Genomic DNA, 25,647 nt, shown 5'->3' on the forward strand with positions numbered 1-25,647 from the left:
AAATTAGTTGATTTGACCGTAAATATAGGCTGCAAGCGGGTTTTGATATTGTATTTGAAATAACTTTTAAGTTACAAACGCTTAATTTATTTAGTTTTAACTATAAAAATAATTTTATAACGAGAATTCTGGATTTTCTATCAAGCCAATTACGTTTCCGAAGGGATCAAAAATGCTTCCGACCCAAATTGAACCTCCAACATTATTAGGTTGCTCATGAATTTCGATTTCCAGTGTTGCAAAACGTCTAAAAGTTTCTTTGATGTCCTTAACGCCCCAATACGTTATGGAGTGGTTACCGTTACTAAAACCAGAATCGTCTGGATTTAAACCCAATTCGAATCCACCAACATTATAGCCAACATAATATGGTTCATCGAAGTACGGCTCTATTTCGAATACGCTTTTATACCATTCTTTCGCGGCTGTTAAATCGCCTACATAATAAACTATTGTTCTTAATCCTTGTAGCATATTCGTTAATGTTTAAATTGGTTAATTCCTATATTGTTAAATTGATAAAATGATATGCATTATAATACATCAACCGATGCTGAGATTAACCAGTTTAACAATTTAAATTAATGTAGTATCTTAAAAATAAGTTCTTTATAGAGTTCTCCATCATTGACATTTCCACTGCTATTTAAGCCTTTACTTTTTAAATCATACTCACGAAGTAGCGCTATCACCTGGAAAACTTTTCCGGTGTTGTAATTTCTTGCGGCAACTTCGTAGTCTTTAATGAAAAAAGGGGGCACACCCAGTGCCGATGCAGCATCCGCTTTATTTTGAACGTAATGATATTTTAAAAGCTTAGTAAAATAACCGCCTAAATTTGCCAATACCATAACAGTTGGATTAGCCTTGGGGTTACTTGCAAAATAATCTATAATTTGATTGCATTTTAAAATATTACGTACCGCCAAAGCTTTCTGAAGTTCAAATACATTATACTCTTTGCTAATGCCGATGTTTTTTTGAACCAAATCAGTATTTATGGTTACTTCCCTGGAAACATTCAGCATCAATTTCTCGATCTCGTTTGCAATTTTAGATAGGTCTGTCCCCAAATATTCAGCCATCAAGGCAGATGCCTGCTGGTCTATTTTATAGCCTTTTTCCTTTACAAAATCTTCAATCCAGGGCACCAGCTTGTAATCCCGAACGGAGTCTGATTGAAAGATCAGGCCACTTTTACTGATGGCTTTGTAAATCTTTTTCCTCTTGTCGAAATTGGCATATTTAAAGGCAAGAACAAGAATTGTACTTGGTAATGGCTTTTCAAAATAGCTCAGAACAAATTCGGCTTCCTTACTGCTGCCTTCTTCCTTTGCCCATTTTAAATCCTGCGCCTCTTTAACTATCACAACCTGATAATCAGACATCATCGGGTACCGCTTTGCTGCTCCTAAAACCGTTGCCATATCGGTATCCTTTCCATATAAAACGGTTTGATTGAAACCTTTTTCGGCATCACTAAGTAACTTATCTTCGATATAATCCGTTACCTGATCGATGTAGTATGATTCTTCCCCATGTAATAAATACACTGGTTTAAACTTACGGGCTTTAATATCTTTTATAATTTCGGCAGCAGTCATTGCCGTAAAATTACAATTTAGCTTTTAGGATTTGAGTAAATGTTTATAAACAATATTAACTTTGGCCATTGTTGTTTAATTGTTCAATTGGTTAATTGGTTAAATTGCTTAACCGAAAATTATAATGTTTCATCCGACCCCATTAAATCTGCCTCCATATCCGTTTAAACTAACCCGGAAATATGATGTGGTTTTTATTTTTGATGAGTTGAGGAAGAAGCACTTGGTTTTAACACCTGAAGAATGGGTTCGTCAGCATTTTATACAGGATTTGATAGTAAACAAGAACTTTCCAAAAACTTTAATTCAAATTGAAGGCGGTTTGGTTTTAAATCAGCTTCAAAAGCGTAGTGACATCTTAATTTACAATGCCAATGGGGAAAAACTGGTTCTCATTGAGTGCAAAGCGCCAGCAGTAAAAATCACACCGTCGGTTTTTGAACAGGCATCAAGGTATAACTCTGTGCATCAAGCCAAGTGGGTGGTGCTCACAAATGGCCTGCAGCATGTATATGCCAAAATGGATTTAGAGAAAGGACGATTCGTTTTTACACCTGAGATGCCAAATTATTTAGATTTGTAGGTTATTATAATCGACATGTCGTCATTTCGAGCGATGCCGAGAAATCTTTGAATTTTGTTACTGATTACAAAGATCTCTCCATTCCGCTTCACTCCAGTCGAAATGACGACTGCATTCGCAATTACTTGTAATTTAATTAGATGTTTAGATTCCATACTCCTTTTTCCACAATTGTTTATTGCCGGAATAAATTGCCTCATTGCACATCGCAACACAAATCGCTGCCTGCGTTCCGGTTTTCACATTCGATGCCGGGAGTTTCCCTGAAATAATCGATTCGTAAAATTCTTCGAGGGCATAATTTGTTCCATCAAGCGTTAGCTTATCCAAAATCGGGATCCCACCGTCCTGGTTGACCACAATTTTGCTCGCACCAGTTACACCATCTACAATGCCCAGCTCTTTTTTCGTTTCGGGTTCCGGATAAAATATGCCTGTATTTGTGAGTAAAGAAACGGAGCCTTTTGTACCTTTAATTTTGAAAAGATAACCATCGTGCGCATTTCCACAAGTTGCACCGAAATTACCAATCATACCTGCCCGCTCATACCTAAGCATCGATTGAATATTATCACAAGTTTCGCGACCATCCTTAAAAACATCGATTCCCCCAACACCAGTAATTTCATCAGGTTGTGTTTCAAATGCCCAATTGATAAAGTCGATTTGATGCGAAAGCAGTTCAGCCGCCAAACCGCCGGAATATTCCTTATACATCCGCCAGTTAATCTGACGCTCTAGTTTGGGATCAGTCACTTTTCTCCGCCAGTTCCCGTTTCTGTCCCAACGGCAATCCACCTGCGAAACCTTGCCAAGATAGCCGGTTTTAATCATCTCTTTTACCCTGAAATACAACGGAGAATAGCGATACTGATAACCGACCTGATAAACCAGTTTAGGATGTTTCAAAACCAAATTCCTCAATTCCAAAGCCTGAGCAATGTTGTAAGTCATGGTCTTTTCAACATACACATGTTTGCCTGCAAGTACGGCATCCTTTGCAATTTTAAAATGTTCGCTTAAAGGCGTTGCAATAAAAACTGCATCAATTGTTTTATCATCTAAAACCTTTTGGGATTCTTTAATAGCCTTTGCAGATGCCGGAACATACTTTTTGGTTTCCTCCAATCGAAAATCCAAAACATCGCAGTAAGCAACAATATTAAATTTTGCAGGCATTGATTTGATAACAGAAAGAACACCTTTCCCCCTGTCTCCGCAGCCAATCATGGCAATATTGATAATTTTCTCCCGATCTAAACTCAAGTTAGCCAACACATTTTCAGCCGCTAAAACACCGGAACCAAACAATGCCGACTTTTTTATAAACGAACGACGATGCATCTATAACTGTTTAATTTTTATGGTTCTGAAATCTACTTTGTTACCATGGTCTTGAAGTAAGATATGGCCCTTAGGAGCCTCACCGAAGTTTTTCCAGTCTTTATATTTACTTATAGAAACGAGTTTTTTAAATTCTTCCGAACCACGAACATATTCCAGAACTTTTACGCCATTTAGGTAATGCTCTACCTTATTATTTGGATAAACAATTAAACGGGCATTATTCCAACTGCCGATTGGGCGAAGGTAACGTGGCTCTTTTTTCGACGTAATTAAATCGTATAACGATGCAAGCGTACGGTTTCCATCTCTTCCTAATTTAGCATCGGGATGTAAGACGTCATCCAAAACCTGATACTCCAGACCAATTGCTGAACCTGTATTCTTTTCGCTTAACGTAACAAAATATTTAACCCCGCTATTTGCGCCGGGTGTAAGTTTAAACTCAAACGACATGTCAAAAGCCGAGAATTCTTCTTTAGTTACAATATCGCCACCATTTGTAGATTCTGCACCACTTGATGGTTCCACGCTGATTACCCCATTTTCTATCTTCCAGCCCTTTTCAGGAAAGGCATTTTTATATGCGCCAACCCAGCCGGCATTACTTTTTCCATCGAAAAGTAATTTATAACCCTCCGATCTTTCGTAAGCTGATAAAGTGTTTGGCGTTAAATTTACCGCATAAATTCCTTTCGGAAAAGCCTTTGATTTTAAGCCCTCCGTCTGGATATTGATGTTTTTAAAATAAACTTTTTTACCATCATTGCCCAATTCATTTCCTATGCCATGCACTTGCAAACCAATAAAACCGGATTTATCCAGGGTATCGATAACATAAGCAACAGGCCTTCCGTTCACCCATGTTTTGAGTTCGTTACCGATATTTTCGATGCGATAATGATTAAATTCATTCTTTTTATACAAGGGTTTTGCTGATGGATTTAACTCCAAAGGATACAACCATAACCGTCGCGCCTCATCGTAAACACCTCCGGTCCAAGATCTTGAAGTTGGGTCGATTTCGACCTGGCGACCAAAAACTAATCCTTTCCCATTATTACCCTCCGGCTTAATATGGCTACGTGTTTGAATACCTGAATTCGTGGTTTCGCCCTCTAATTTTACATCCAGTTCGAGAATGAAATCTCCGTATTCCTTTTCAGTAATCAGGAAAGAATTTGGTGTTCCTTTCGTCATGGTGCCTACAATTGCACCATCTTCAACTTTGTAAGGTGCGGCTCCAGCTACTGCTTTCCAGCCTGTTAAAGTTTTGCCATCGAAAAGCGGTTTTGCTTTTTGTGCGGCAGCTGATAGACTAATTAAAGAAAGGGCCAGGATACTATATTTTTTGATTAACATGTTTAATTTATATGGATTTACCACCTGAGACACCTAAGAGCGACTTAGTTAATATATCATCTTAGGTTTTCTTAGGTGTCTCAGGTGGTGAAAATTAATTAATATTTAAAAACTTTTCCGTTTGCGATTACTTCTTGCCTGCCTTCATCAAAAACAGATTTTGCTCCGGTACGCACCGCAGCATTTGTCATGATGTTTGCAATTGAATGTGAGTAGCCGGCTTCAACTGGTGCGTTTGGCGTTTTACGACTGCGAACACATTCCATCCAATTCCTCATGTGACCCGAAGTTAATGAATCACCGCCCATGTTTGCGCCTGTTGCGGCCTTGATTTCTGTTTTACTTAAATCAAATTCGGGCAACAAATTAGCTTTCATGCCCATTGCCGATGCCTCCTGTTGTCTTAATCCACCTTTGGGAGAAACTTTGTTCGTAATTAAGTTGAGTTCTCCACCGTTCGAATAATAAACTTCGCCAACATCGCCAACGCTATTTTGCATTCGCGAGGTAAAAGTAACCTGAAATCCATCTTCCGAATTCGGCTGACCGTAATCAAAAACCGCCACCATCGAATCCCAGTTTCTACGGCCATCTTTCCAGGTGTAAATTCCACCATTGGCAACAACACTTCTTGGATGTTTTAAACCAGTAAACCAATGCACCGTATCGATTTGGTGCGACATCCACTGACCTGGCATTCCTGAAGAATATGGCCAGAACAGACGATACTCTAAATATTTCCTTGGGTCGAAAGCCTCATTAGGACGGTTTAATAGAAATCTTTTCCAATCAATATCTTCTTCTTTAAGCTTTGCGACTAAATCCGGTCTGCGCCAACGGCCAGGCTGATTCACATTCCAAACCAAATCTACCGCTGTAATTGGCCCGAATTTTCCATCCTGAATATATCTTGCAGCGTTTGCATAATTCTCTCCACTCCTGCGTTGAGAACCAATCTGAATAATTCTATCCGTCGCTTTTACAGCTTTAAGTGCTGCTTTGGCATCGTCCATCGTTTCGGCGAAGGGTTTTTCTACATAGGCATCGCAGTTTGCTTTTACGGCTTCAATGGTGTGTAATGCATGCTGAAAATCTGCCGTGCTGATGATTACCGCGTCTAAATCTTTAGTGGCATAGAGTTCATCATTATTTCTGCAAGCCTTAATATCGTGTCCGAATTTTTGTTTCAAATGCGCAATTCCTAAATCCCTGCGGTAACTCCATAAATCGGAAAGGCCAACTACATCAAAGTTTAATTCTTTGTTGTGATTTAAAAAACAAGGCAGTAGCGTATCTTTAAAACGGTCTGAAAACCCAACAACACCAACACGTACCCTATCGTTGGCCCCAATGATTCGGCCGTAGCTTTTTGCATTCATACCCATCGTACCGGCATAAGTGGCGGCCGCGAATATGGCAGATTGTTTAATAAATGTTCTCCTGGAATTTTCCATAATATGGTTAATGGCAAAAATGAATTATTAATTCTTATAAACTTGTTCGATTTGTCTGTTTAAATACTGAAAGCAAAAAGCCAGCTGCGTATCTGAATAATCGCTCCCCGCCTCAACAAAAACCGGCCCTCTATACTTTGCTTTTTTTAAAGCTTGTATATAAGCCGTAAAATCATCGCCCTTAATTCCGGGCAATGTTCGTTCATCGTTTTCTGCAATTTCGCAGTGAATAAGCAAATCTCTGGCATCTATAATGTTTTGAGGAGGCTCTTGTTCTCTTCTCATATGGAAAATATCCGCATTGAGTTTAAAATTTGGATGATTTACTGACCTCACAACTTCGGCTGCAGATTTTACAGTATTGATAAAATTGGTTTCTGTGTGTTGAAGGTTTTCTAATGCAATTTTAACCTTATATTTTGCTGCAATAACAGCTATTTTTTTACACAGCAATACGAACTCCGTTGTCGCTTTTTTAACATCGTAATTCTCTGGTAGGCGTCGGGCTGCTCCACTTCCCAGCACAATCAAACTTACTTTTGCTTGCTGTGCTCTTTGAAATAAACTATCAACATATGCAAGTACCCTGGCTTCATTAACTTTCGGTCCAGCTATCTTCATTTCGCCAGGAAACATCACATTGCACATGTAGAGTTTGGCTTTGAGTTTTCCGATGTTTTTTAAATTTTGTTTGAATTTTTCTTCTGAAAGAGACGGGGCAATCATTTTGCCCACGGATGCGCCCATTAATTGGAACCCTGATGCTATAATTAGGCTGTCTTTTTCTATTGTAGTAACTATACCTAAAGGGATTGATGGCTTTGTTTCCCATCGAAAACCTGATAAGAACAATGAAAGTAAAATTGAGCCAATAAAAATTTTTAATTTCATTATAAACTGTATTAGCAGTGACTGGTTAGAAAGTCTTCAAGATTTATTATAATGCAAAATAAGAGTTTAACTTAATAGAATAGAAGGAGTTTGGTAACAATTTAGAAACGGGAACTGAAACTATGCTGAGTCAGTCATGAGCATGAATTTATTAAATATCTTGATAAAACGGTGATTTCAATAATTTAGGGCATAAACAAAAGCCCTTTAGAATAGGCTCCTAAAGGGCTTGGTCGAAACCTATAACATTTTAAAAACCTCATAGGTTTAATAAAATTTATCCCAGCATAGCTAAACTTTCCTCTATAATCTTGATTTTAGCTTCAGCATCTGCTTTCTTATTGCGTTCATTGGCAATAATTTCTGGTTTCGCGTTTTGCACAAAGCGCTCATTACTTAATTTAGCATCAACCGATTTTAAGAAACCCTGCAGGTAAACCAAATCGGCATTTAAGCGAATACGTTCCGCATCGACATCAATATTTTCAGTTAAAGGAATGAAAAACTCATCTTTTCCTGCCATGAAAGCCGTTGCTCCCGCTATTTTATCGTTTACAATTTCTGCTTCAGAAACATTTGCCAGTTTGAAAATGATGTTCAGCCATTTCTCGTAATCAATATCAGAATTTACCTTTAAATTTAAAGACAAAGCCTCTTTCGGTGAAATTTGTTTCTGGTTGCGAATATTTCTAATTTCAGCAACGACAGTTTTAATTACTTCTGCATCTTTCAGCAATTTCTCATCAATTAAACCACCTGTTGGGAACTCAGCAACAATGCAACAGTCCATTTCTCCGCGCGCGGCAAACAAATCATCATGCCATAGTTCTTCAGTTAAGAATGGCATATTTGGGTGCAATAACCTGATGATATTTTCAAAGAATCCAACCGTTGCTTTATAGCTCTCCGCATCAATTGGTTTTTGGTAAGCCGGTTTAACCATTTCCAGGTACCAGGCGCAGAAATCGTCCCAAACCAATTTATAGGTTATCATTAAAGCCTCCGATAAACGATATTGTTTGAAGTTCGCCTCGATTTCTACCAATGCTTCGTTGAAACGGCTCTCGAACCAGGAAATCGCTTGCGTATTCGGGTTTTCTAAGTTATCATCCACTTCCCAACCTTTTACCAAACGGAAAGCATTCCATATTTTTGATGCAAAATTGCGCCCTTGTTCGCAATAGCTTTCGTCGAACATTAAATCGTTACCTGCCGGAGATGACATGAGCATACCAACACGAACGGCATCGGCACCATATTTTTCAATTAGCCCAATCGGGTCTGGTGAATTACCCAACGATTTAGACATCTTGCGCCCCAACTTATCGCGAACGATACCTGTTAGGTAAACATTTGTGAATGGTTTTTTACCCATAAACTCATGTCCGGCCATAATCATCCGGGCCACCCAGAAGAACATAATTTCTGGCGCTGTAACTAAATCATTGGTTGGATAATAGTAATTAATGTCTTTGTTATCCGGATTTTTAAATCCGTCGAAAACAGAAATCGGCCATAACCATGAAGAAAACCAGGTATCCATTACATCCTCATCCTGCCTCAAAAAAGGCTCTAATTGATGCTTGAATCCGGCTTTTTCAGTGTCCAAAGAGCTTTCGTCCAAATGTTTTTTCTTCCAGAATTCTTCTAATGCTTCATCTTTTGTTTTCGCAACCACCCAATTTCCTTTGTCATCGTACCAGGCCGGGATGCGTTGCCCCCACCAGAGCTGACGGGAAATATTCCAATCGCGAACATTTTCCATCCAGTGACGATAGGTATTTTCAAATTTATTCGGAATCAGGTTTACATCCCCATTTAAAACGTCATCCAGAGCGGGTTGAGCCATTTCCTTCATCTTTACAAACCATTGCATGGAAAGCTTTGGTTCGATAGCCGCATCAGTACGTTCAGAAAAACCAACCTGAGATTTGTAATCTTCAACCTTGTCTAAATGACCGGCCTCTTCCAACATTTTGGCGATTTTTTTTCGGGCAACAAACCTATCTTCACCCACTAAAATAACTGCCAATTCATTTAAAGTTCCATCATCGTTTAAGATATCAGTTACCGGTAAATTGTGTTTCACTCCCAATTCATAATCGTTTAAATCATGAGCGGGTGTAACTTTTAAACAGCCAGTACCGAATTCCATGTCGACATATTCGTCTTCAATAACAGGAATTTCATGATTAACCAGAGGGACAAAAACTTTCTTGCCCTTCAGGTGCGTGAAACGCTCATCATGGGGATTCATACAGATTGCTGCATCAGCCATAATCGTCTCGGGCCTCGTTGTAGCAACAGTTAAATACTCCGGCTCATCTTGATTCGCGCTACCTGATTCTTGATTCTTGCTACCTGATACTTGATACTTAATATAATATAATTTCTGATTTACTTCTTTACGTATAACCTCCTCATCAGACACTGCCGTTTTACCTGCAGGATCCCAGTTTACCATGCGAATTCCGCGATAAATCCAGCCCTTTTTGTACAAGTGAATAAATGAATCGATAACTGCCGCAGAAAGGTCTTCCTCCATTGTGAAACGAGTACGGTCCCAATCGCAGCTTGCGCCCAATTTCTTCAATTGTTCCAGAATGATGCCGCCGTATTTTTCTTTCCACTCCCAGGCATATTTCAAAAATTCTTCACGGGAAAGGTCTTTTTTATTGATGCCTTGCTCCTTTAACATGGCCACAACTTTCGCTTCTGTAGCAATAGATGCATGGTCCGTTCCCGGAACCCAGCAAGCATTTTTTCCCTGCATACGGGCTTTACGAATCAGAACGTCCTGAATCGTGTTGTTTAACATGTGCCCCATATGCAGTACCCCCGTCACATTTGGCGGCGGAATTACGATGGTATAAGGCTCACGCTCGTCAGGTTCTGAATGAAAAAATTTCTTCGACAGCCAATAGCTATACCATTTATCTTCTGTTTCTGCAGGATTGTAATGTGTGGAAATGCTCATGAAAAATTGTTATAAAAGCCCAAAAATAGCTAATTAAGCTGAAAGACTAAAGTGTAAAGCTAAAAGTTTGGCGCAATACAATTCGCCTTTTTTAGAGGGCGCCTGAAAGGCGGTGTTTATTTGATTATTTGAAAAGTAAGGGCAGCTTTTGTTATAAGGTTAGTCAGTGTGAAGTTGCAAAGATCTGTATCAAAATTATCTTCGATGCAATCAGTTTTAGAATTAGGTTGAACTTAAAAAAACAGACAACATTAAATGTTGGTTAAAAAAAAGCAGGAAAAAGCTTAAGGATGCGGTTGAGGAGTTTAGAATGAATCACACGTAGCTTTCGGCTTTTTTTTAAGCCTCATTAATCCAAATTTTCGAAAACATCATCCAGAGCCAGCTCAAAACCTGGTAAAACCGATGAGGTAATTTTCTCGCTTAATGTAAATATTTTCGACGGCTGAAATTTTCCTGACTCATTCAGGCTATAAATTAAAATATTTTGGTCGCTTTGGCTTACCACCCAATATTCTTTTACACCAAATTCTTCGTAAACCTGGTATTTATAAAGCAGTTCTTTTTTGTTGTTTCCTGGCGATAAAATTTCAATGACAAGATCAGGAGCACCAATACAACCACGATAGTCTAATTTACTTTTATCGCAGATTACACAGATATCAGGCTGCAACACAGTAAATACCTCTTTGTCCTCTGTACTTTCTTTTGGAAACCGGACATCAAAAGGTGCTGCGTAAACCTCACAAGATCTATTTTTTAAAAAATTTACTAACAGATTAGAAATCCTAATCGATATCTTTTGATGTATGCGTGATGGCGCAGGACTCATCTTAAAGATTTTACCTTTAATGAGTTCTACCCGATCCGGAAAAAGCCAGTTTAAATAATTCGCGTAGCTATAAGTTAATGATGCATCAATATCGTTAAGTTCATTAACGGGCTCGTCATGCAAATCTGAATACGGAACTGGCTTATTCATAACCAAATACGTTAAATTTTGTAGTATGTTAAATTAATGAAATTGTCTTTCGGTTTATTTCCGATTTTTTTTGAGCAGTTAATCCAGGTCGTGAAATACTTCATCTAGTAATAACTCAAAACCTGGCAAAACTGATGAAGAAACTTTCTCACTTAAGGTAAATAGTTTAGAAGGCTGGAATTTCCCTAAATCATTCAGGGTATAAATTAAAATACTTTGGTCGCTTTGGCTAACCACCCAATATTCTTTAACACCAGATTCTTCGTAAACTTTGTATTTATGCAACAGTTCCATTTTCGTATTTCCTGGCGATAGAATTTCAATTACAACATCAGGAGCACCGATACAACCACGATAGTCTAATTTACTTTTATCGCAAATTACACAAATATCAGGCTGTAGTACTGTAAAAATAGCTGCATCAGCTTTGCTTTCTTTCGGGAAACGAACGTCAAAAGGTGCAGAATAAACTTTACAATTTTGTTTTTTAAGAAAATTGACAAGTGGATTGAAAATGTTTCTTGAAACCTCCTGATGCACTCGTGATGCTGCAGGACTCATTTTAAAGATTTTGCCCTTAATCAGTTCCACTCTATCCTCAAAAAGCCAATTTAAATAATTTGCATAGCTGTAGGTTAGCGACGCATCAATCTCGTTAAATTCATAAACGGGTTCATCATGTAATTCAGGATATGAAATTGGCTCAGACATAACCAAATATACTAATTTTTATAGTAATTTAAAACTTCATTTTTTGAATTCTGACTGCATTTAGAATTGCTAAAAAAGCGACACCAACATCAGCAAAAACGGCCTCCCACATGGTTGCCAGGCCGCCCGCGCCCAGTACCAGCACCAATGCTTTTACAGCAAAAGCCAATACAATGTTCTGAATGACTACATTTTTTGTTGCCTTACCAATTTTAATTGCCGTTGCGATTTTCGAGGGCTGGTCGGTTTGAATCACCACATCGGCCGTTTCGATGGCGGCATCACTACCCATTGCACCCATAGCAATGCCAATATCACTGATGGCCAGAACAGGTGTATCATTTATACCATCGCCCACAAAAGCGATCACTTTGGTTTTATCTTTTTTAATTTCCTCCAGCTTGGCAACTTTACCTTCAGGTAATAAATCACCGAAATAAGAATCAATGCCCAAAACACCTGCAACTTTCTTCACAATTGAAGTTTTATCCCCGCTTAACATCACCACTTGTTTTACACCATTCGCATATAATTGTTTAATCGCATCGGCTGCATCCTCTTTAATTTCATCTGCAATTAAAATGTAACCGACATATTTTCCATCAATTGCTACAACAACGATACTTTCTTCAATTGCTGCAACTTTAGAATCGAATTCGATTTTAAATTTCTCTAAAAGCTTAACATTTCCAGCTAAAACCGCTCTGCCATTTACCATTCCTTTGAGGCCCATTCCGGCTATTTCCTCGATGTTTTCCGCGGGATAGACTTCACTTCCTCCTGCGTACTCAACGATGGCTTTTGCAATCGGATGTGTGGATTTTGCCTCAACCGCAACCAGTAAAGCAACAAAATCTATTTGATCGATATTGCTTTCGACTTTCTGGACTTTGAAAACACCTTGTGTAAGCGTTCCGGTTTTGTCCAATACAACTGTATTGAGTTTTGTAATTAAATCTAAAAAATTAGAACCTTTAAATAAAATTCCATTAGAAGATGCCGCCCCGATTCCACCAAAATAACCTAATGGAATAGAAATGACTAAAGCACAGGGACAAGAAATGACCAGAAAAACTAAAGACCGGTACAGCCAGGTTTGGAAATGATATTCGTTGCCAAGTATTAAAATCGGTACGGTAACTAAGGCCAACGCCAGAAAGAAAACAATTGGTGTATAAATTTTGGCGAATTTGCGAATAAATAGCTCCGTTTTTGCCTTGCGCGTAGTTGCATTCTGGACCATTTCTAAAATGCGGGATAGTGCGCTATCTGCGAAAACTTTGGTAACTTTTATCTCAATAACTTTATCCAGGTTCAGCATGCCTGCTAAAACATTTTCGCCTTTGCCAATGGTTTTCGGTTTACTTTCTCCTGTTAGGGCAGCCGTATTAAAACTACTTTTTTCTGATAACATTTCGCCATCCAAAGGGATTTTCTCGCCTGCTTTAATTTGAATGGTTTCTCCAATTTCAACTTTACTAGGATTAATACTTTCGTATTGACCTTTACGCAACACACTGGCAACGTCGGCGCGAACATCTAATAAGGCTGAGATATTCCTTTTTGCCTGATTTACTGCAGCCATTTGAAAAAGTTCACCAATCGTGTAAAATAGCATCACCGTTACTCCCTCCGGATACTCACCAATGGCAAACGCACCGATAGTTGCAACAGACATCAGCGAAAACTCAGTAAAGAAATCCTTCGCCTTAAAGGTTTCCCAAACCTCCTGTAACACCGGAACACCAACTGGTAAATAAGCTACAATATACCAGTACAGGCGAACAACTTTAAATGCCTCAACTTTAAAAATAGTATCGAAAGCAATACCAATAAGTAGTAGGGAAAGCGTAACTATCGCAGGCAAATACGTCTTAAATGATGATGGGTCGCCACCATGATCATGTTCATGTTCATCACTGTCTTCGCGACCTATTTCATGCTTATGTTCGTGCGTTTTATTGCCGCAGCAGCTATCTTGTTTATCGTGGGAATGACTCATTTATTTTCTATTTTATATTGAAAAGCAACACCAGCTCATTCGGTTCCTTGCAGCCGCCATCCCTGCACATCCCCAGGCATAGAAAAGCTGGCCTCCGGGCATATGCTTTGCCGGGTTTAGGTGGTTCAAATTTAGCATTATCTAAAGCAAATTAACCGATTTTAGCGAAAATTGAAAGCATTTTTGCTTTGTTATAGCAAACACTTGGAATACAATTTACAATGAAATACTAAACGTTCTTCTCAAAATCATGTAAAGCTAAACAGGCATTAGCTCAAATTTAGTTCTTTATTGTGAATCATTCTTAATAATGAAATTTTTTATAACTACACAATAAAAGATGTTAAAAAATGTTAATACTGTAATAAGATTCTAAAATCATGAAATCCTTAAAGTTCCATTTTTCGCCTACCGAATTTCTAAGGAGGCTTGGTATATCAAAAATTTACTACTGGTTTAACAAGTAATATTCTTATTATATTGTTTCATTATTAATTTGTATTTCATAAATTTCGCTGTTATAACTAACTTATTTAAGCGAATGAAATACCAAAATTTGAAAAGATATTTTGCAGCACTGGGTATAGTCGCTGCTGGCTTTTCTGCAAATGCACAAACCACCAAAAAATTCATCGACCCTGCAAACATGGATTTGTCTGTTAAACCAGGCGATGATTTCTACACATACGCAAGTGGTAAATGGATAAAAAACAATCCTGTTCCGGCAAAGGAGACACGTTGGGGCTCATTCAACGAACTTCGTGATTTCAATATTAATGCCGTTAAATCGCTCGTGGAAGAGGCTGCTGCTGATAAATCTGCACCTGCTGGATCAGTAAAACGCCGTGTCGGAGATTTTTTTGCTGCAGCAATGGATACCGTTGCTATTGAAAAATTAGGCTACACCCCGATCAAGGCTGACTTAGAAAAAATCAAACAAATTAAGGATGTTCAGGGCGTTTTAGACCAGGTTGCTTACATGCGTGTCAGTGGCATTGGCAGCCCAATGTTCGGTCTTGGGGTTGGTCAGGATCGTAAAAACGTTAATAAATACATGGTCAACATTGGTCAGGGCGGCACCACTTTGCCAGATCGCGATTATTATTTAAAAAATGATACCCGCAGTGTAAAAATCCGTGAGGCCTACAATACCTATATTACTACTTTATTTTCTTTGACGGGCAGTAATGCAGAAGAGGCAAAACAAAAGGCAGCAACAGTTTTCAAAATAGAAAAGCAATTTGCCGAAGCACAAATGAGCCGCTTGGAAATGCGTGATCCTTATGCAACTTATAATAAACTTACAGTTACGGACCTCAACAGCAAAACACCGGGAATTAACTGGTCAACTTATTTAACCAAATTCAAAATTAATGGTCAGGATACATTATTAGTTTCTTCTCCAAAATTTATGACTAGCCTTGATGGCATGTTGAAATCAATATCGGTTGCTGATTGGAAAACTTATTTAGAATGGAACGTATTAAAAAGTTCTGCTGGTAGTTTGAGTTCTCCGTTTGTTAAAGCAAGTTTTGCTTTTTCGCAGGCACAAACTGGTCAAAAAGTTCAGACACCACGTTGGCAACGCATGTCATCGTTAACTGATGGCACTATTGGCGAATTATTAGGCCAGTTATATGTAGCTAAATATTTCAAGCCTGAGGCGAAAGCACGTATGGATGCCATGATCGTGAACTTACGTAAAGCATTTGAAATCAGAATTAAAGGTTTAGAATGGATGAGCGAGGAAACCAAGAAAAAAGCGCTTGAAAAGCTGGCTGCATTTGAGCCTAAAGTGGGTTACACCACTAAATGGGAAACCTATACTGGATTAAATATCAATAGAGCTACCTACTTTCAAAATTTACGTAACGCAAGCGTTTGGGGTTACAACGAAAATGTTGGCAGATTGGGTAAACCTGTAGATCGTACCAAGTTCGGTATGACGCCGCCAACTGTAAATGCATCATACAGCCCAACAATGAACTCAATTACGTTCCCTGCTGGAATTTTACAATTCCCCTTCTTTGATCCGAATGCAGATGATGCACTAAATTATGGTGGTATTGGAGCAGTTATAGGCCACGAAATGAGCCATGGCTTTGATGATAGCGGTAGCCAGTATGATGCAAAAGGTAACTTAAAAAACTGGTGGACTGCTGAAGACCGCAAAAAATTTGAAGAAAAAACAAAAGCTTTAGGCGAGCAATTTGATGCATATACCGTTTTGGATACTGTTCATGTTATTGGTAAATTGACGATGGGTGAAAATATTGGCGATTTAGGCGGTTTAAATGCAGCGTATACTGCTTTCAAGATGACTAAACAGGGACAGAGTAACGAAAAAATTGATGGATTTACACCAGATCAACGTTTCTTCCTGGCTTGGGCGCAAGTTTGGAGAGGCAATATTTTACCAGAAAGTGCTGCTCAGTTAATTAAAACTGACCCACATTCTCCTGGTCCATACCGTACAATTGGTGCACCTGTAAATATGGATGCATGGTACACAGCATTTGATGTTAAACCTGGCGATAAATTGTACAAAAAACCAGAAGATAGAATCAGAATGTGGTAATTTAGTGCAGGAGGAGCTTAAGATTGAGGGCGAAAGGTCTAAGCATAATCTTCGAAAATTTCTTCAGAATTTAACCCCTGATATAGACGTCCCGATTAAATCGGGACGTCTTTTTTTAGCAATCAAAAGCTACAACTGAATTTAAACCGTTTCTTAGTAATTCCTGATTATCATTCTATCTTTGAAAAACATAAACCTGCAACATGAAAAGCATTTACAAAGCCCTTTTTATCTTAAGTATAACCCTATCATCTTCTATGGTTTTTGCTCAGGACAATCTTATTAGTTTAGATGCATTAGTCAACAAAACCGACCCCGCCTGGCCGCTTATAAAAAAATGGATTGATTCTGCTAAAAACAAGGTTGAGGTTTTACCTGTTGATTCTGCAAAAGCGAAGGAAACGTTATACAATGCACAGATTTCTACCTATGCCACTTTAGGTTCGGTAATTTATAATACAGGCGGAATTATGGTTGATAATGGCTGGATAAGAATTTTAGGCTCGGGAAGTGACCGTTTGAGCAGAAATATCGCTGAATGGAATAAGGGTAAAACGATAAAAGAATACGGTGATAAAATCCCTTACCTTTTGATTGCCGATGATGCCATAGGCGGTTTTTTTGCGATAAATTATGGCGGCTTAGGTAAGGACATAAAAAATGTTTACTACCTTGAACCAAATACCTTAACCTGGCAACCGCTTGGTGCGGGTTACGGCGAATTCCTTATTTTCTGTTTCGACAGCGATTTATCTAAATTTTATAAAGGTTTGCGCTGGAGCAGCTGGAATCAATTTATAGGCAATTTAGAAGGCACAAAAACCTATAGCTTTCGCCCTTACTTATGGGAAAAGGGAACAGATATTGATAAATGCACCCGAAAACTTGTTGGTATTGAAGAAATGTACCGTTTCAACATCATGAAATCAAAAGAAATAAATGCTGATAAAGGCATAAAAAAAGATAATAGCAAACAGTAGTTTTTTTGTACTAAAATTTAGAGGTATTTGGCTTGCGTTTTCTTTGGTAACTTAGCCAACACCATTGCTCTTGAATCCGCTACACGGCTTTTCAATTCCTTGTCCGTCAATACATCAAGGTTCTCCACCTGGATCCATTGTCGCTTTGCCAGGTGATAAGCCTGCCCAATCCCATCTCTGGCAGTTAAAGCGTCGAAATCCTCAGGATTACATTTTATAGAAAAACGGGTTCCCTCATCGATAGCGATGATTACGTAAATTTTTTCTTCAATCATAAAACAAAGATGGTCCCATTTCATCCCCTCGGTCGTTCCTGGAAGACTTAAACAATATGCTCTGAAAGATTCGATATCCATTTTAGGGTTTAGGGTTTAGGGTTTAGGGTTTAGGGTTTAGGGTTTAGGGTTTAGGGTTTAGGGTTTAGGGTTTAGGGTAAACAAATACTAATTTCGCTATGTTTGTAAGCTGCTACGAAAATAATAATTCTGCGCAAAAATCTTAGAAATCTTATAATCCTTTAATCCTGGTCAAAAATCTCATAATCCTAGTAATCCTTTAATCCTAGCAATCCTGATCATGAATATTATTACCGCTACCGCTGATGGTTCTAACACACTTTACAACGAAGAAATTGGCGAACATTATCACAGTAAACACGGTGCCTTACAAGAAAGTAAACATGTTTTTATTAATGCAGGTTTAAAATTTGCCACTGAAGGAAAATCAGAAATTTCAGTTTTGGAAGTTGGCTTCGGGACAGGATTAAACTTTATATTAAGTGCAGAATATTGCACCGAAAATAACATTAAGTTAGATTATACGAGCATTGAGGCATTTCCCTTAACTACTGACCTACTAAAACAAACTGGCTATTCGGAATTTGTTTCACCAAAAATATGGACTGATTTCATATCAAATTATGAAGAAAGCTTAAAATTTCAACAAACTCTATCTCCGCTTTGCGAACTGGAAATTCCGCATGTTACATTAGCACAGTTCGTTACTGAAAAAACATTTGACGTAATTTATTACGACGCTTTTTCAGTTCAGCATCAACCCGAGATGTGGAGCGATGAAATAATTGCTCAGGCCTGCAGTTTCTTAAAGCCCGGAGGAACTTTCGTAACCTATGCGATTACCGGAAAGCTTAAAAGAGCATTAAAAGCTTGTGGTTTTACAATTGAAAAATTACCCGGAGCGCCAGGAAAAAGAGAAATGTTGAGAGCTACTAAAGTTGAGGATTAAAAGGTAAACGGTTCAAGGTTTTGGATTTGCAGGAAAAAACGCATATAGTAGCAAGAGCAGAAATTTATAAACCCGGGTGGAGCGGCACCCTTTGACTGTCATCTTAAGCTTCTCGAAAAGACAGTTAAAGGTACAGCGTAACACGGGACCAGCATTAAAATGAAATGCTTGATTGCTTTCCACTTTGGTTTATTAATCTTAATCTGACATAATTCCGCCCCCGTTTAAAACCCAGGCTTTCTTTATTTGTTAAACTAACATTAAATTTCATATCATGGAAAAAAGGATTTTAGGAAAAACAGATTTAAATATTGCGCCCATTGTATTTGGAGGAAATGTTTTCGGTTGGACCATCGATGAGCAGAAATCGTTTGAAATATTAGACCATTTTATTGAAAGTGGTTTCAATTTTATTGATACAGCTGACGTTTATTCGCGTTGGGTGTCCGGAAACAAAGGCGGCGAATCAGAGACCATTATCGGTAACTGGCTAAAAAAGAGCAATAAACGCCAGGAAGTTATTATTGCAACTAAAGTTGGATCGGACATGGGCAGTGGAAAATCATTAAAAAAAGATTACATCATTAACCAAGTTGAACATTCGCTCTCACGCTTGCAAACCGATTATATCGATCTGTATTTTTCTCATTTTGATGATGAAACAACGCCTGTTGAAGAAACTTTAAATGCTTACGAAACTTTAATTAAAGCAGGTAAAGTACGCTGGATTGGCGCCTCCAATTTCTCAGCCGACAGACTCAAAGAATCATTACTTTTCTCAGCCAACAATAATCTGCCTAGATATGAAGTTTATCAACCTGGTTACAACCTGTACGATAGAGAAGAATTTGAACAGGAGCATGAAAAAATCTGTCTTGACCACGGCCTGGGTGTAATAACTTATTATTCTTTGGCGAGCGGTTTCTTAACCGGAAAGTACCGTAGCGAAGAAGATTTAAATAAAAGCCAGCGCGGTGGTGGCGTTAAAAAATTCCTGAATGAGAGGGGCTTTCGAATTTTGGATGCCCTGGACAAAGTCGCTGACAAATATGGCGTAGAACAAGCATCCGTAGCTTTGGCCTGGTTGATTAGCCACCCGTCAGTTACCGCCCCTATTGCAAGTGTAACCGATTTAAGTCAGCTGAAATCTTTTACTGAAGCAGCAAACTTAAAATTATCATCTGAAGACATTTCACTTTTAGATAAAGCGAGTATCTATTAAATAATCTGCTATATTTAAATGCCCGATTGATGAAACAATTAATCGGGCATTTTGTATTAAACAGGATTTTTAAAATACTATGAAAGAAAAACTATCTTTTCTCCCTAAACTGGCACTGGTTTTATTCTGTTTAATAAGTTTAACCTATATCGCCATCTTAGGGCAATCCTTACTTGCGCCATTGCTTTTTTCCTTTCTAATGGCGATTCTCTTATTACCCGTTAGTAATTTTTTAGAGCACAAATTTAGGTTTAAGCGTAGTCTGGCGACCATTGTTTCTGTCGTATTAATGATCGCAGGAATTGGAGGCATTATTTATTTTTTTGGAAATCAACTTAGTGACTTGTGGGCCGACTGGCCCCTATTAAAAGAAAAAGCCAATGTTTCTTACCACGAATTGCAACATTGGATTTCTAAAACTTTCCATGTTAATACAGCGAAGCAACTCGCTTATTTAAACGATAGTACCGAAAAAGCCCTGGCCACGAGTGCTGCGATCGTGGCTACAACGCTAGCGACGGTGTCCTCAACCCTACTATTCCTGGCATTTACATTACTATTCACCTTTTTCATCCTGAATTACCGCAGAATTCTATTTGCATTTCTAACTTCTGTTTTCAGGGAGGAGCATAAAGAAAAGGTAACTGAAATTGTAAGTCAGATTCAATACATCATAAAAAAATACATTATTGGCCTATTTCTACAAATGCTTATCGTTACCGTGTTAATGATAACCGTTTTAAGTTTATTAGGGATTAAATATGCTGTATTACTAGGTCTGGTTGCCGGTATTTTTAATGTTGTGCCATATCTCGGAATATTTTTCGCTCTAGTGGTAAGTTGTCTGATTACATTTGCTACCGCCGGAGCGGGAAAAGTTTTACTTGTTTTAGTTGCTTTTATCGGTGTTCATGCACTGGATGGCAATATATTGATGCCATTGGTTGTCGGTTCAAAAGTAAAAATTAATGCTTTATTTGCATTCATCGGGATTGTGGTAGGTGAAATGATTTGGGGTATTTCAGGTATGTTTTTGTGCATACCTTATTTAGCCATGCTAAAAATCATTTTCGACCGGGTAGATAATCTCAAACCATGGGGAATCCTGATGGGCGAAGAGCATAAGCCCGATAAAAAGAAACGTGTTTACCGCATCACAAAAAAGATTAAATTAGAGGAAAAAGATTAACAATGGCTGAAAACAGGTCGCCGCACATTCTAAGTACATCAGCCAATTTGCTTGGCATTTGTTTCATCGTGCTTACTTCTTTAAAAAAACTAAACCTTACTGATGATTCGCTAATCGATGAGTTTGCAGTTGCTGCCGTAATGTTTTTCATGACAAGCTGCATTTTGTCTTTTATCTCCATGCGAAGAGAAAGAAATGAGAGCCAAAAATTAGAAAAGGTTGCCGATTTTATTTTTCTATCTGGCTTGATAGTATTGTTTATTGCGACAATTCTAATCGCTTTTAATATAATACAATAGGTTTTAGAATAGATAAGGCCTATTTAGCCATTAAGCGGCTTTATTTTGGGTTGATCATAAATCTTACTAATTCTGAAGTAATATTCCGCAATTATCAATCCGACTTAAGTCTGAGATATTTTGCTGCGACAACAACCTTGAGCCTTTAATCCCAACACCTTTTTATTATCTTTGCCTCCATTATGGCCCAAAAAAATAACGACGAACAATTTAAAAATGTAATATCACATGCTAAGGAATACGGTTTCGTGTTCCAAAGCAGCGAAATATACGATGGCTTAAGTGCCGTTTACGACTATGGCCAGTTGGGTGCCGAGCTGAAAAATAACATAAAAAGCTATTGGTGGAAAGCTATGGTGCAAATGCATGAAAACATTGTAGGAATCGATTCTGCTATTTTTATGCATCCCAAAGTTTGGAAAGCCAGTGGACACGTCGACGGTTTTAACGACCCGATGATTGACAACAAAGATTCTAAAAAGCGCTACCGTGCCGACCAGTTATTGGAAAATAAAATTGACGAATTATATTCTGAGTTGGCAAGCTTTAGTGCCGGTAACAAAGCTAAATTCGAAGAATTTCAACAGGAGATTTTGGGATTAAGTGATGAGGGTCAGGCGGCCTGGATCCCCAGTTTTAAAGATGAGGATGAAATTTTAGACAACGCTAAATATCCTTTTATTGACGAGGCAAGCTGGAGATTTGTAAAAAAAGGTTTAGCGCTTGAGGTTGAAATGAATCTGGCGCTAAAATCGGAAAACCTAAGTCAGCTGAAGGATTTGATTGTTAATTACAAAGTAATTTGCCCGATTTCTAAAACTTCTAACTGGACAGACGTTCGCCAGTTTAACCTGATGTTCAGCACGCAGTTTGGTGCAATGGCGGAAGGCAGTGATGAGGTTTATCTTCGTCCGGAAACTGCTCAAGGTATTTTCGTTAACTTTTTGAATGTTCAAAAATCAGGAAGAATGAAAATTCCTTTCGGTATTGCCCAAATTGGTAAGGCTTTCAGAAATGAGGTAATTGCGCGCCAGTTCATTATGCGTATGCGTGAGTTTGAACAAATGGAAATGCAATTTTTCGTTCGCCCGGGTGAAGACAAAAAATGGTTTGAATACTGGAAAGAAGCCCGTTTAAAATGGCACAAGGCTCTGGGAACTTCACCTGAGAAATATCGTTACCATGATCACGTCAAATTAGCACACTACGCAAATGCGGCCACTGATATTGAGTTTGAATTCCCTTTCGGATTTAAAGAAGTTGAAGGCATTCACAGCCGAACTGATTTCGATTTAACCCAGCACCAGGAGTTCTCTGGCAAAAAAATGCAGTATTTCGATAACGATTTAAATGAAGAAGGTAAACCGTTTGGAAATTATGTTCCTTATGTTATAGAAACCTCAATTGGCTTAGACCGTATGTTCTTATTAACCATGATAAATGCTTTCGAAGAGCAGGACTTAAGTACGGAAGATAAACAGGATAGTCGTACTTTACTGCGCCTTCACCCGGCGCTTGCTCCGTATAAAGTAGCGGTTTTCCCGTTGACCAAAAAAGATGGTTTACCAGAAAAAGCCAGGGAAATTATGGATGCATTGAAATTTGATTTCAACTGTATTTATGAAGAGAAAGATGCGATTGGTAAACGTTACCGCCGTCAGGATGCAGTTGGTACACCTTTCTGCATTACCGTTGACCACCAGAGCCTGGAAGATAATACCGTTACCATTCGCCATCGCGATAGCATGGAACAGGAACGCGTTGCCATTGCAGATTTAGCTGATATTGTTGGGAAAGCAGTAAGCTGGAAGAATTTGTTAGCATAATCGACGCTCAGTTACTTAAAAAAGCTAAGCTGAATATTGATAGATGTCGCAGGGATCAATACCTGCGACTTTTTTTTGCAGAAAAATTATCAATCGATTGAAATCACTACAGGATAAACAAAATCAGTTTTAGACAAGTAAAAGTGAGCCCCGACATTATATTTAGTTAAATTAGCTATTATAATCTAACTGAATGAGTAGAAAAGTCCTGGCAATTTTTTTATCGCTATTTTGGGTAACTGCAATTTCTGCACAATCAAAACACCCAAAGTTTAATGTTATTGCCTTTTACACTGGTAAAAACGATTTAGCCCATGTTAGTTTTGTGAACGAGGCTAACCGGTACTTTCCAGAAATGGCCGCGAAACATAACTTCAGCTACCAATCCACTTCGAACTGGAATAATTTAAACGCAGCATTTCTTTCAAAATACCAGGTCGTTCTATTTTTAGATACCCGCCCTGAAGAACCAGAGCAGAGAGCGGCGTTTAAAAAGTATATGGAAAACGGCGGTGCCTGGATGGGCTTCCATTTCGCTGCTTTCGCCCTGGAAAAATCTGCCTACGATATGAACTGGTACTGGTACCACAATACCTTTTTAGGCTCAGGTGCTTATGGTAGCAATACCTGGCGGCCTACTTCGGCCATTTTGAAAGTTGAAGATAAAAAGCATCCGGTAAATAAAAACCTACCTGCAACCTTTAAGGCACAACCTAATGAATGGTACCGCTGGCAAAATGATCTGCGAAAAAACCCTGACATTAAAATTCTTCTTGCAATCGATTCGGCCAGTTTTCCATTAGGAACCGGACCGAAAAGTCATGAAATATGGCAAAGCGGTTATTATCCTGTCGTTTGGAGTAACAAAAATTACAAAATGATTTATATTAATATGGGCCATAATGATATGGATTATGAGCATAAATATGACAATACTAACAGAACGCTTTCTTTTACTTTCGACAATGAAGCACAGAATAATATGATTCTGAACGGCTTGATATGGTTAGGTACAGGTAAAAAAGTGAAGTAGGTTATGGTTTCAGGTTATTCCCTTTTATATTTGAATTGGATTCAAAATATAGAACATGAAAATCCCTCAAAAATTCTTTGCCCGCCAACACGAAATTGCAGCCGACTATTTAATAGAATTGGATAAGCACCTTGCAGATATCGTTTCAGGGCGTGCAACAGAAATGTTTGAAGTAAGGGATTTTGCTGAAATATTACATGTACACCCAACCCATTTTAGCAACACAATCAAGGCCGCAACAGGTCATTCACCGTGTTTTTTCTTTGAAGAACGATTAATGGAAATATCAAAATCGATGTTGCAAAATATAAGCACACCGATATCTGAAATTGCCAGAGTTTTAACATACGATCCATCTAACTTCACCAAGTTTTTCAAACACTTTTCGGGGCAAACACCAAAGCAATATCGAGAAGCATATTTTCAATCACTGGCAGAAAAAAAGGAAATTTTCACCATATAAAACTTAACTACTCACCATTTTAACTTAAGCTATCACCATTTTAAAAGCAGGTTTCCGGTTAACTTTGTTTATCAAATTAAAAGAAAATGGGAACACAAAATAAAATTGTACTTGTAACCGGTGGAAGCCGGGGCTTAGGGAAAAATGCTGCTATTCATTTAGCTAAAAAAGGTTTAAATGTCCTTCTTACTTATCAATCGAAGAAAGGAGACGCAGAAGAAACCGTTGCAGAGTTAAAGGAGATTGGTGTTAATGCAGCTGCTTTACAGTTAAATGTTGGCGACACCAAAAGTTTTGATGGTTTTATTAACGAGATAAAATCAGCTTTAAAATCAGTTTTCAATGCAGATAAACTGGATTATCTGGTTAATAATGCAGGTGTTGGTATTCATGCCTCTTTTGAAGAAACCACCGAAGCGCAGTTTGATACCTTACTAAATATTCAATTCAAAGGTGTATTCTTTTTGACTCAAAAAGTATTGGCCATATTAAACAATGGTGGTGGTATTGTGAACGTTTCTACAGGTTTAGCGCGCTTTGCTTTGCCTGGTTATGCAGCCTATGCATCAATGAAAGGTGCAATGGAAACTTTAACAAAATACCAGGCTAAGGAATTAGGTGCTAGAGGCATTAACGTTAATATTATTGCCCCGGGTGCTATAGAGACCGACTTTGGCGGAGGTGCAGTTCGCGATAATGAGCACTTAAATAAAATGATCGCATCGCAAACGGCGCTAGGTCGTGTTGGCATGCCAGATGATATTGGTGGTGTAATAGCTTTTCTTTGTACTGAAGAAGCAAAATGGATTAATGCACAACGTATTGAAGCATCAGGCGGTATGTTTTTGTAATTGTTGCTTGTTATTTGGGCGGTCAGAAGTTAAAAACCTTTCTGACCGCTC

The 25,647-nt window shown here is 38.3% G+C and carries 22 protein-coding genes; 11 read left to right on the forward strand and 11 right to left on the reverse strand.

Annotated features, from left to right (window positions below):
• Window positions 1-114: 114 nt before the first annotated feature.
• Window positions 115-474: a VOC family protein gene (locus tag ASF92_RS08590; protein WP_056090845.1), complete on the reverse strand. Its 360-nt coding sequence runs from the start codon at window positions 472-474 to the stop codon at window positions 115-117.
• Window positions 475-581: 107 nt separating this feature from the next.
• Window positions 582-1,604 carry a DNA polymerase III subunit delta gene (holA, locus tag ASF92_RS08595; protein WP_056090848.1) on the reverse strand — a complete coding sequence of 341 codons (1,023 nt, stop codon included), beginning with the start codon at window positions 1,602-1,604 and terminating at the stop codon, window positions 582-584.
• Between the two features lie 124 nt (window positions 1,605-1,728).
• On the opposite strand from holA, the gene ASF92_RS08600 reads away from it, so the two are divergent.
• Window positions 1,729-2,187, forward strand: a complete 459-nt coding sequence (locus ASF92_RS08600; RefSeq protein WP_056090852.1) for a type I restriction enzyme HsdR N-terminal domain-containing protein — start codon at window positions 1,729-1,731, stop codon at window positions 2,185-2,187.
• 144 nt (window positions 2,188-2,331) lie between these two features.
• Here ASF92_RS08600 and ASF92_RS08605 read toward each other — a convergent pair whose 3' ends face one another.
• From ASF92_RS08605 to ASF92_RS08640, 8 genes are all read right to left on the reverse strand, one after another.
• Entirely contained in the window at window positions 2,332-3,531 is a 1,200-nt protein-coding gene (locus tag ASF92_RS08605) for a Gfo/Idh/MocA family protein (RefSeq protein WP_056090855.1), read from the reverse strand.
• Window positions 3,532-4,893, reverse strand: coding sequence for a DUF1080 domain-containing protein (locus tag ASF92_RS08610; protein WP_056090860.1), 1,362 nt, complete (start codon window positions 4,891-4,893; stop codon window positions 3,532-3,534).
• Window positions 4,894-4,991: 98 nt separating this feature from the next.
• A complete protein-coding gene (locus ASF92_RS08615; protein ID WP_056090862.1) occupies window positions 4,992-6,347 on the reverse strand; it encodes a Gfo/Idh/MocA family protein in 1,356 nt (451 codons plus the stop codon).
• A 27-nt stretch (window positions 6,348-6,374) separates the two neighbouring features.
• Entirely contained in the window at window positions 6,375-7,238 is an 864-nt protein-coding gene (locus tag ASF92_RS08620) for a sugar phosphate isomerase/epimerase (protein WP_056090864.1), read from the reverse strand.
• 277 nt (window positions 7,239-7,515) lie between these two features.
• Window positions 7,516-10,215, reverse strand: a complete 2,700-nt coding sequence (locus ASF92_RS08625) for a valine--tRNA ligase (RefSeq protein ID WP_056090867.1) — start codon at window positions 10,213-10,215, stop codon at window positions 7,516-7,518.
• Window positions 10,216-10,564: 349 nt separating this feature from the next.
• On the reverse strand, window positions 10,565-11,197 hold the full coding sequence (locus ASF92_RS08630; RefSeq protein WP_056090870.1) for a Uma2 family endonuclease: 633 nt from the start codon (window positions 11,195-11,197) through the stop codon (window positions 10,565-10,567).
• A gap of 78 nt (window positions 11,198-11,275) precedes the next feature.
• Window positions 11,276-11,908, reverse strand: a complete 633-nt coding sequence (locus tag ASF92_RS08635; RefSeq protein WP_056090873.1) for a Uma2 family endonuclease — start codon at window positions 11,906-11,908, stop codon at window positions 11,276-11,278.
• A gap of 28 nt (window positions 11,909-11,936) precedes the next feature.
• Window positions 11,937-13,910 (reverse strand): heavy metal translocating P-type ATPase, encoded by a 1,974-nt coding sequence (locus ASF92_RS08640; RefSeq protein ID WP_082489500.1) that lies wholly within the window; start codon window positions 13,908-13,910, stop codon window positions 11,937-11,939.
• Window positions 13,911-14,451: 541 nt separating this feature from the next.
• Between ASF92_RS08640 and ASF92_RS08645 the strand changes: the two genes are divergently transcribed.
• Both ASF92_RS08645 and ASF92_RS08650 read left to right on the forward strand, forming a co-directional pair.
• The gene (locus ASF92_RS08645) at window positions 14,452-16,488 is read left to right on the forward strand and encodes a M13 family metallopeptidase (RefSeq protein ID WP_056090876.1); all 2,037 of its coding nucleotides are present in this window, start codon (window positions 14,452-14,454) and stop codon (window positions 16,486-16,488) included.
• A gap of 203 nt (window positions 16,489-16,691) precedes the next feature.
• Complete coding sequence (locus ASF92_RS08650) at window positions 16,692-17,468, forward strand: DUF2625 family protein (RefSeq protein ID WP_082489501.1); 777 nt, start codon at window positions 16,692-16,694, stop codon at window positions 17,466-17,468.
• Between the two features lie 17 nt (window positions 17,469-17,485).
• On the opposite strand, the gene ASF92_RS08655 is transcribed toward ASF92_RS08650, so the two are convergent.
• The gene (locus ASF92_RS08655; protein ID WP_082489502.1) at window positions 17,486-17,824 is read right to left on the reverse strand and encodes an MmcQ/YjbR family DNA-binding protein; all 339 of its coding nucleotides are present in this window, start codon (window positions 17,822-17,824) and stop codon (window positions 17,486-17,488) included.
• A gap of 220 nt (window positions 17,825-18,044) precedes the next feature.
• Here ASF92_RS08655 and mnmD point away from each other — a divergent pair, with 220 nt between their 5' ends.
• The 8 genes from mnmD (at window position 18,045) to ASF92_RS08695 (ending at window position 25,596) form a co-directional block, all read left to right on the forward strand.
• Window positions 18,045-18,713 carry a tRNA (5-methylaminomethyl-2-thiouridine)(34)-methyltransferase MnmD gene (gene mnmD, locus ASF92_RS08660; RefSeq protein WP_056090884.1) on the forward strand — a complete coding sequence of 223 codons (669 nt, stop codon included), beginning with the start codon at window positions 18,045-18,047 and terminating at the stop codon, window positions 18,711-18,713.
• A gap of 274 nt (window positions 18,714-18,987) precedes the next feature.
• On the forward strand, window positions 18,988-19,935 hold the full coding sequence (locus tag ASF92_RS08665) for an aldo/keto reductase (RefSeq protein ID WP_056090886.1): 948 nt from the start codon (window positions 18,988-18,990) through the stop codon (window positions 19,933-19,935).
• Between the two features lie 79 nt (window positions 19,936-20,014).
• On the forward strand, window positions 20,015-21,124 hold the full coding sequence (locus ASF92_RS08670) for an AI-2E family transporter (protein ID WP_056090888.1): 1,110 nt from the start codon (window positions 20,015-20,017) through the stop codon (window positions 21,122-21,124).
• A 2-nt stretch (window positions 21,125-21,126) separates the two neighbouring features.
• Window positions 21,127-21,423: a hypothetical protein gene (locus tag ASF92_RS08675; RefSeq protein ID WP_056090890.1), complete on the forward strand. Its 297-nt coding sequence runs from the start codon at window positions 21,127-21,129 to the stop codon at window positions 21,421-21,423.
• Between the two features lie 182 nt (window positions 21,424-21,605).
• Window positions 21,606-23,249: a glycine--tRNA ligase gene (locus ASF92_RS08680; RefSeq protein ID WP_056090892.1), complete on the forward strand. Its 1,644-nt coding sequence runs from the start codon at window positions 21,606-21,608 to the stop codon at window positions 23,247-23,249.
• 193 nt (window positions 23,250-23,442) lie between these two features.
• Window positions 23,443-24,282, forward strand: a complete 840-nt coding sequence (locus ASF92_RS08685) for a ThuA domain-containing protein (RefSeq protein ID WP_056090894.1) — start codon at window positions 23,443-23,445, stop codon at window positions 24,280-24,282.
• A gap of 55 nt (window positions 24,283-24,337) precedes the next feature.
• Window positions 24,338-24,745, forward strand: a complete 408-nt coding sequence (locus ASF92_RS08690; RefSeq protein WP_056090896.1) for an AraC family transcriptional regulator — start codon at window positions 24,338-24,340, stop codon at window positions 24,743-24,745.
• An 86-nt stretch (window positions 24,746-24,831) separates the two neighbouring features.
• Window positions 24,832-25,596 carry an SDR family NAD(P)-dependent oxidoreductase gene (locus ASF92_RS08695; protein ID WP_056090912.1) on the forward strand — a complete coding sequence of 255 codons (765 nt, stop codon included), beginning with the start codon at window positions 24,832-24,834 and terminating at the stop codon, window positions 25,594-25,596.
• Window positions 25,597-25,647: the final 51 nt, after the last annotated feature.

Origin of the sequence: Pedobacter sp. Leaf176 (assembly GCF_001424305.1) — a bacterium.
In the GTDB taxonomy this organism is placed as follows: Bacteria; Bacteroidota; Bacteroidia; order Sphingobacteriales; family Sphingobacteriaceae; genus Pedobacter.

Excerpts from the sequence above, each read along its gene's own strand:
- ASF92_RS08590 (WP_056090845.1), bottom strand. The coding sequence starts at position 474 with ATGCTACAAGGATTAAGAACAATAGTTTATTATGTAGGCGATTTAACA.
- holA (WP_056090848.1), bottom strand. The coding sequence starts at position 1,604 with ATGACTGCTGCCGAAATTATAAAAGATATTAAAGCCCGTAAGTTTAAA.
- ASF92_RS08600 (WP_056090852.1), top strand. The coding sequence starts at position 1,729 with ATGTTTCATCCGACCCCATTAAATCTGCCTCCATATCCGTTTAAACTA.
- ASF92_RS08605 (WP_056090855.1), bottom strand. The coding sequence starts at position 3,531 with ATGCATCGTCGTTCGTTTATAAAAAAGTCGGCATTGTTTGGTTCCGGT.
- ASF92_RS08610 (WP_056090860.1), bottom strand. The coding sequence starts at position 4,893 with ATGTTAATCAAAAAATATAGTATCCTGGCCCTTTCTTTAATTAGTCTA.
- ASF92_RS08615 (WP_056090862.1), bottom strand. The coding sequence starts at position 6,347 with ATGGAAAATTCCAGGAGAACATTTATTAAACAATCTGCCATATTCGCG.
- ASF92_RS08620 (WP_056090864.1), bottom strand. The coding sequence starts at position 7,238 with ATGAAATTAAAAATTTTTATTGGCTCAATTTTACTTTCATTGTTCTTA.
- ASF92_RS08625 (WP_056090867.1), bottom strand. The coding sequence starts at position 10,215 with ATGAGCATTTCCACACATTACAATCCTGCAGAAACAGAAGATAAATGG.
- ASF92_RS08630 (WP_056090870.1), bottom strand. The coding sequence starts at position 11,197 with ATGAATAAGCCAGTTCCGTATTCAGATTTGCATGACGAGCCCGTTAAT.
- ASF92_RS08635 (WP_056090873.1), bottom strand. The coding sequence starts at position 11,908 with ATGTCTGAGCCAATTTCATATCCTGAATTACATGATGAACCCGTTTAT.
- ASF92_RS08640 (WP_082489500.1), bottom strand. The coding sequence starts at position 13,910 with ATGAGTCATTCCCACGATAAACAAGATAGCTGCTGCGGCAATAAAACG.
- ASF92_RS08645 (WP_056090876.1), top strand. The coding sequence starts at position 14,452 with ATGAAATACCAAAATTTGAAAAGATATTTTGCAGCACTGGGTATAGTC.
- ASF92_RS08650 (WP_082489501.1), top strand. The coding sequence starts at position 16,692 with ATGAAAAGCATTTACAAAGCCCTTTTTATCTTAAGTATAACCCTATCA.
- ASF92_RS08655 (WP_082489502.1), bottom strand. The coding sequence starts at position 17,824 with ATGGATATCGAATCTTTCAGAGCATATTGTTTAAGTCTTCCAGGAACG.
- mnmD (WP_056090884.1), top strand. The coding sequence starts at position 18,045 with ATGAATATTATTACCGCTACCGCTGATGGTTCTAACACACTTTACAAC.
- ASF92_RS08665 (WP_056090886.1), top strand. The coding sequence starts at position 18,988 with ATGGAAAAAAGGATTTTAGGAAAAACAGATTTAAATATTGCGCCCATT.
- ASF92_RS08670 (WP_056090888.1), top strand. The coding sequence starts at position 20,015 with ATGAAAGAAAAACTATCTTTTCTCCCTAAACTGGCACTGGTTTTATTC.
- ASF92_RS08675 (WP_056090890.1), top strand. The coding sequence starts at position 21,127 with ATGGCTGAAAACAGGTCGCCGCACATTCTAAGTACATCAGCCAATTTG.
- ASF92_RS08680 (WP_056090892.1), top strand. The coding sequence starts at position 21,606 with ATGGCCCAAAAAAATAACGACGAACAATTTAAAAATGTAATATCACAT.
- ASF92_RS08685 (WP_056090894.1), top strand. The coding sequence starts at position 23,443 with ATGAGTAGAAAAGTCCTGGCAATTTTTTTATCGCTATTTTGGGTAACT.
- ASF92_RS08690 (WP_056090896.1), top strand. The coding sequence starts at position 24,338 with ATGAAAATCCCTCAAAAATTCTTTGCCCGCCAACACGAAATTGCAGCC.
- ASF92_RS08695 (WP_056090912.1), top strand. The coding sequence starts at position 24,832 with ATGGGAACACAAAATAAAATTGTACTTGTAACCGGTGGAAGCCGGGGC.